Origin of the sequence: uncultured Anaerovibrio sp. (genome assembly GCF_947302755.1) — a bacterium.
Taxonomy (GTDB): Bacteria; Bacillota; Negativicutes; order Selenomonadales; family Selenomonadaceae; genus Anaerovibrio.
The window spans coordinates 1-4,770 of sequence record NZ_CAMYWM010000158.1 but is presented as its reverse complement, the minus strand read 5'-3'; the positions used below and the strand labels follow the sequence as shown (position 1 = coordinate 4,770).

Annotated in this window: 6 protein-coding genes; all 6 read right to left on the bottom strand. The window is 39.0% G+C overall.

Annotation, left to right across the window (positions count from 1 at the left end):
* Nucleotides 1-650 (bottom strand): PepSY-associated TM helix domain-containing protein (locus Q0Y54_RS11665; protein ID WP_297968129.1); only part of this gene is annotated, 650 nt, incomplete at its 3' end.
* 11 nt (nucleotides 651-661) lie between these two features.
* Nucleotides 662-1,066: a TonB-dependent receptor domain-containing protein gene (locus Q0Y54_RS11660; RefSeq protein ID WP_297968126.1), complete on the bottom strand. Its 405-nt coding sequence runs from the start codon at nucleotides 1,064-1,066 to the stop codon at nucleotides 662-664.
* Nucleotides 1,067-1,291: 225 nt separating this feature from the next.
* On the bottom strand, nucleotides 1,292-2,056 hold the full coding sequence (locus Q0Y54_RS11655; RefSeq protein ID WP_297968123.1) for an ABC transporter ATP-binding protein: 765 nt from the start codon (nucleotides 2,054-2,056) through the stop codon (nucleotides 1,292-1,294).
* A complete protein-coding gene (locus Q0Y54_RS11650; RefSeq protein WP_297968121.1) occupies nucleotides 2,057-3,106 on the bottom strand; it encodes an iron ABC transporter permease in 1,050 nt (349 codons plus the stop codon).
* Entirely contained in the window at nucleotides 3,103-4,086 is a 984-nt protein-coding gene (locus Q0Y54_RS11645) for an ABC transporter substrate-binding protein (RefSeq protein WP_297968118.1), read from the bottom strand. Before Q0Y54_RS11645 ends, Q0Y54_RS11650 begins: the two co-directional genes overlap by 4 nt.
* Before the next feature lie 161 nt (nucleotides 4,087-4,247).
* Nucleotides 4,248-4,556 carry a hypothetical protein gene (locus Q0Y54_RS11640; protein ID WP_366072739.1) on the bottom strand — a complete coding sequence of 103 codons (309 nt, stop codon included), beginning with the start codon at nucleotides 4,554-4,556 and terminating at the stop codon, nucleotides 4,248-4,250.
* Nucleotides 4,557-4,770 lie beyond the last annotated feature (214 nt).

Sequence of the window (4,770 nt, the reverse complement as noted above, 5' to 3'; positions counted from 1 at the left end):
GTCATGTCTGAATAGCCAAAAATCAACACACCTGACAATGTCATTATTAAGGCCCATGGACCAGCTACAGCACTGATAAATCTGTGCCAGTCCGAGAGCCATAGCCTGCGTGAGTTTTTTCGTATTAGCCCCACTGGAACCTGATGGGAGAGATGATAATTAATATAATAGCCAGAGGCAATAGTTAATACCGTCAATATACAAAGGACATATAACATATTGCGCCCGGTAGGACCCAGGCCAAGATTTTTATGAATACGGCTAAATTGTTGTATTAGCCTATCAATAAAAGCCTGTTTTACTGCACCAGCTGACGAAATAAGGGAGTTACTGCCCACATCATAAAATACCCGTATATTTTTACCGTCAACCTGGCAGCGTAAGCTCAATCTGCCACTGGATTCATATAGGCGTATGCTGTCCACCCTGGCCATTGAATATTGGGCATGTACCGTCTCTATTGCCTCTTCGGCATGAGACCATATTTCCCTGCTGTCCATATCCCTTGTCAGGTCATGTTCCATAGCATAACTATTTCCCTCCGCCATTTCCCCCCGAAACAGCAGAAAGAAACCGGTAATACATACGACAATGAACACAAGAGCGGTGGTTAAGCCTAAAACCTTATGTAAAGTATATATTTTCTTCATGACAATAATTCTTAGAAGCTGGCATTAAGGCCAAACATGTAGTTGCGGCCATCCGTCGCTTCGCTAGCATAGAATTTACGATCAAATAGGTTATTAATACTAAAATGAGCAGAGAAATTTTTATTGAAGGCGTAGTTAAATATCAAATTTGCCGTAAAGAAGGCATCCTCAGAGCCGTATTCACCTGTGGTGGAATTTACCTTCTGCCGTTCACTAACATAATTAAAATCCAGATTGGTGGATAATTTGCCCAAATTATTTTCCACGCCAAAATGCATTAAATGCTTTGGAATACTCCAATTTCGCTCACTTTCACCATCACTGGTCAGTTCACCGGACTCAAAGGTGTAGTTAAAATAACTCTTCCACTGGTCGTCAAATTTGTGCTTCACTTCCAGCTCAATTCCCTTGTCCATCTGGACTATACCAGCTTCTCTATTAAGCCTTGCGGCACCTGTTCCATAACAATATTCAATTATTCAACACACATTAGTATACACGTTATTATATAATTGTCAAATAAAAATGGTGCTAATAGCATATTATATTTACAAAAACTTGTTTAAGTAATGTGCATTAAAGAAGTTTGCGTGGGGTTGTAGTTTATCTTACCCCACCTAAAGAGGTGGGGGACATCCTCGCTATATAGTTTTCGTAAACAAAATGTACATTTCATTGTCTTTTGTTCGGTAAATAGTAGCATTTACACCATATATATCCCAAATCAGCTCTGGAGTAATAAGCTCATCAGGAGTACCAACTCCCATAAGCTGTCCAGCCTTTATCACAACAATTTTATCACAGTACATCACTGCGATATTGAGATCATGAATAGCAGCTATAGTTGTACAGCCGATATTTTTGACCATGGACATGAGCTGAAGTTGATATTTGATATCCAAATGATTAGTCGGTTCATCCAATATGAGAGTCTCCGTATTTTGTACTAAAGCCCGGGCTAAAATGACCCGCTGTTGCTCGCCGCCAGATAAGGTATTAAACCTTCTCTTTTCAAAGCCAGACAATCCAACCCTTGTTAACGCTTCCCGCACCAGTCTGTAGTCATCACTGTTATTTTGTTCCATAAGACGTTTATGAGGTGCTCTCCCCATGACAACAACACTACCCACAGAAAAATCAAAGGAAAAATTGTTGTGCTGCGATACCACACTCAGCTGCCTCGCAGTTTCCTTATAGGATTTATCCTGAATATTTATTCCATCAAAATAAATTACCCCAGTTTCTGGTTTTAATACACGATATATTGTTCTAAGCAGTGTAGATTTTCCACTGCCGTTTGGCCCAATTATCCCAACCAGCTCGCCACTATTTATAGACAGGTTCAGCCCCTTTATTATTGGTTTATTACCCAGCTTGACAAAAAGATTATCTATTTTAATATTCATTTACTGATTACCTCCAGTAAAATATGCCTTGCGTACAATCATATAAACAAAGCATGGGGCACCAATGAGCGAAATAATTATTCCGACGGGGATTTCCGAATGCTCGATAAGAGATCGAGATACTACATCCGCCAACACCAATAATATTGCTCCCAACAATCCTGCCATAGGCAACAAATATCGGTGCTCCGTGCCTACAATTATTCGGGCTACATGAGGAACCAACAAACCGACAAAGCCCAACATACCAGCAGAATATACAATAAAACCAACCATTAAGGCCGAAAGCAGCACATAGCTCTGCCGATAATAGTGCAAATCCATACCCAAGGTAACAGCGGTTTCATCGCCAAACAACATCATATCGAGGACGCGATTATGCATAATAAAGAATAATATTCCCACAAGGCTTATACCTCCCACCACTGGTAGAGTTAACCAGTCCGCTCCGGCAAAGCTTCCCATAAGCCAAAAGGTAATGCTTTGAATTCCCTCCTTATCCTGGGCAAAATATACCACAAAGCTTGACATGGCTGAACACACCATGTTGAGAGCCATACCTATAAGCAGCAGCTTTACTGCGTGAACGTTACCCCCAATATTAGCCAGTAATAAAACCAACACCGATATACCGACAGCACCTAAAAAAGCCGCAACCCCCACAAAATTACTGAATATCCCACTGCCTACCCCTAATAAAATTGCTACAGTGGCTCCCAGGGAGGCACCTGAAGAAATTCCCATTATATAAGGGTCTGCTAACGGATTTTTAATAATAGCCTGCATGACCACTCCACATACTGCCAAGCCTGCTCCAGCAATGCCGGCCAACAATATCCTCGGCATCCGTAAAATCCAAATTATATCGTGTAATGGGCCCTGCCCTGGCATATTAACAGCTTTATCACTGATAAGACCATTTACAATGGTTCGCCAAATATCATGTAAAGATAAATCAACTGAACCTATCATCAGGGACAAAAACATTTCAATCATCAATACAATCAGCAACATGAAAATTATAAAAATCTTTTTGCTGTTATCATTCATTTCTGTCCTCCAAACAAATCAGGATACAAACCAGCTGCCATCATACATATTCCATCATAGGTTCTGGTGGCACTACCATAGATTACATATAGGGGAAGATTATATATACGTTTATTTTTTATAGCATTTACATCCTGTAAAGCCGCTTTATTAATAAAATTTTCCGTTATTTTTTCGGCATTGGCATAATTGTTTTCCGAATATACCATAAATATAACATCGGGATTCGCCTCAATTATTTCCTCATAACTTATGTTTTTGCCAGGAGCAATGATTTCTCCATTAACACTACGCAATATGTCACCGGCTAGGGAATTTGCACCATATACCATGTAGCTATCCCTCATTTGCTCGATGATAAGTGCCCGAGGCCGAGTGCGATGCAACGTATTTATCTGGATATAGCTAATTTTTTCCTGCATTTCCTGCACTATTTCCTCTGCCTTTTCCCGTTTATTTACAATAGTCCCTATATCAATAATATATTTATATTCATCATCGATGGTCCGTTGCTTACGTCCAGACATTGTATTTACCGGAAAATAGGTGTTAATCCCTCTTCCCAGCCAAAAATCTGTTGTCTTTGTCGTTTTCTCAGAAAATGTTGAACTCCATCCTAAAATAAAATCTGGTTCAAGCATCAATATATGCTCAGTATCTAAAAGCTGAAATTGCTTTAGCGGTATTTTATTGTATATAGCCCGATATTCAGGCTTTAGACATTCTTCATTTGGCACACCTAGGGCAGCTACTATTCTATCACCGGCCTCCAATGCTAAAATGGTTTCCACTGAATTTTGCCAAACAGCTACTATACGATTCGGTGACCTATGAAAATGTAATTGTATGCTTTTTCCATTGGAAGAAAAAGCATCTACCACGATATCATGACCAGTATACTGGGCTACTCCTTGAGGGGAATGTCCCGTCTGAAGCTGACCACAGCCAGCAATTAAACAGGCGCAAAATACACCAGCCACAAATTTCTTAAGCGTCCTAGACATTAGTTCTCCTTATGATATTATCCGACCTATTCAGTAGGGAGTGTTCACCCCTTACTGAATTTAGCCGAATTAAATTAATGGCTTTGCTGTAGTATGTAAAAGCTAAGCCAATAATAAGAACATAAAACATGAAACAATTAAAAGGAATACTTTACACCAAGCATAAAGTTACGTCCGACCTCCGGCAAAGCACCTGGTCCATAAGTGGCTAAGGCCTTTGTTTCATAGGCAGCATTAGTAATATTATTAATATTTAGATATACCAGTATATCTTTATTGAAATGATAGTTAATCGCTAAATCCCAAATATTAAAGCTGCTGGAAGAGAAATATTTGGTATCATTACCCGAATAAATGGTGCAAGCTAAATCAGCAAACCATTTATCCTTATCATAGGTTAAATGAAAACCATACACATTTTTGGGACGGTATTTATTTATTAGCATATCATCCGTTGTACCATCAGGATTAATATGGGTATTTTTACTGCGGAAGTTCTCATTAACCCAGCTATATGTTCCGCTTATTGACCAATTATCATCAAATTTATGGTAATATAGTCATAATGGAATAAATTCTGTATTTTTGGCTCATCGTTCTTTATATTTATCTTTCAATAAAATATTATCTCATTTATAATACACTGCTGAACAGAATGCA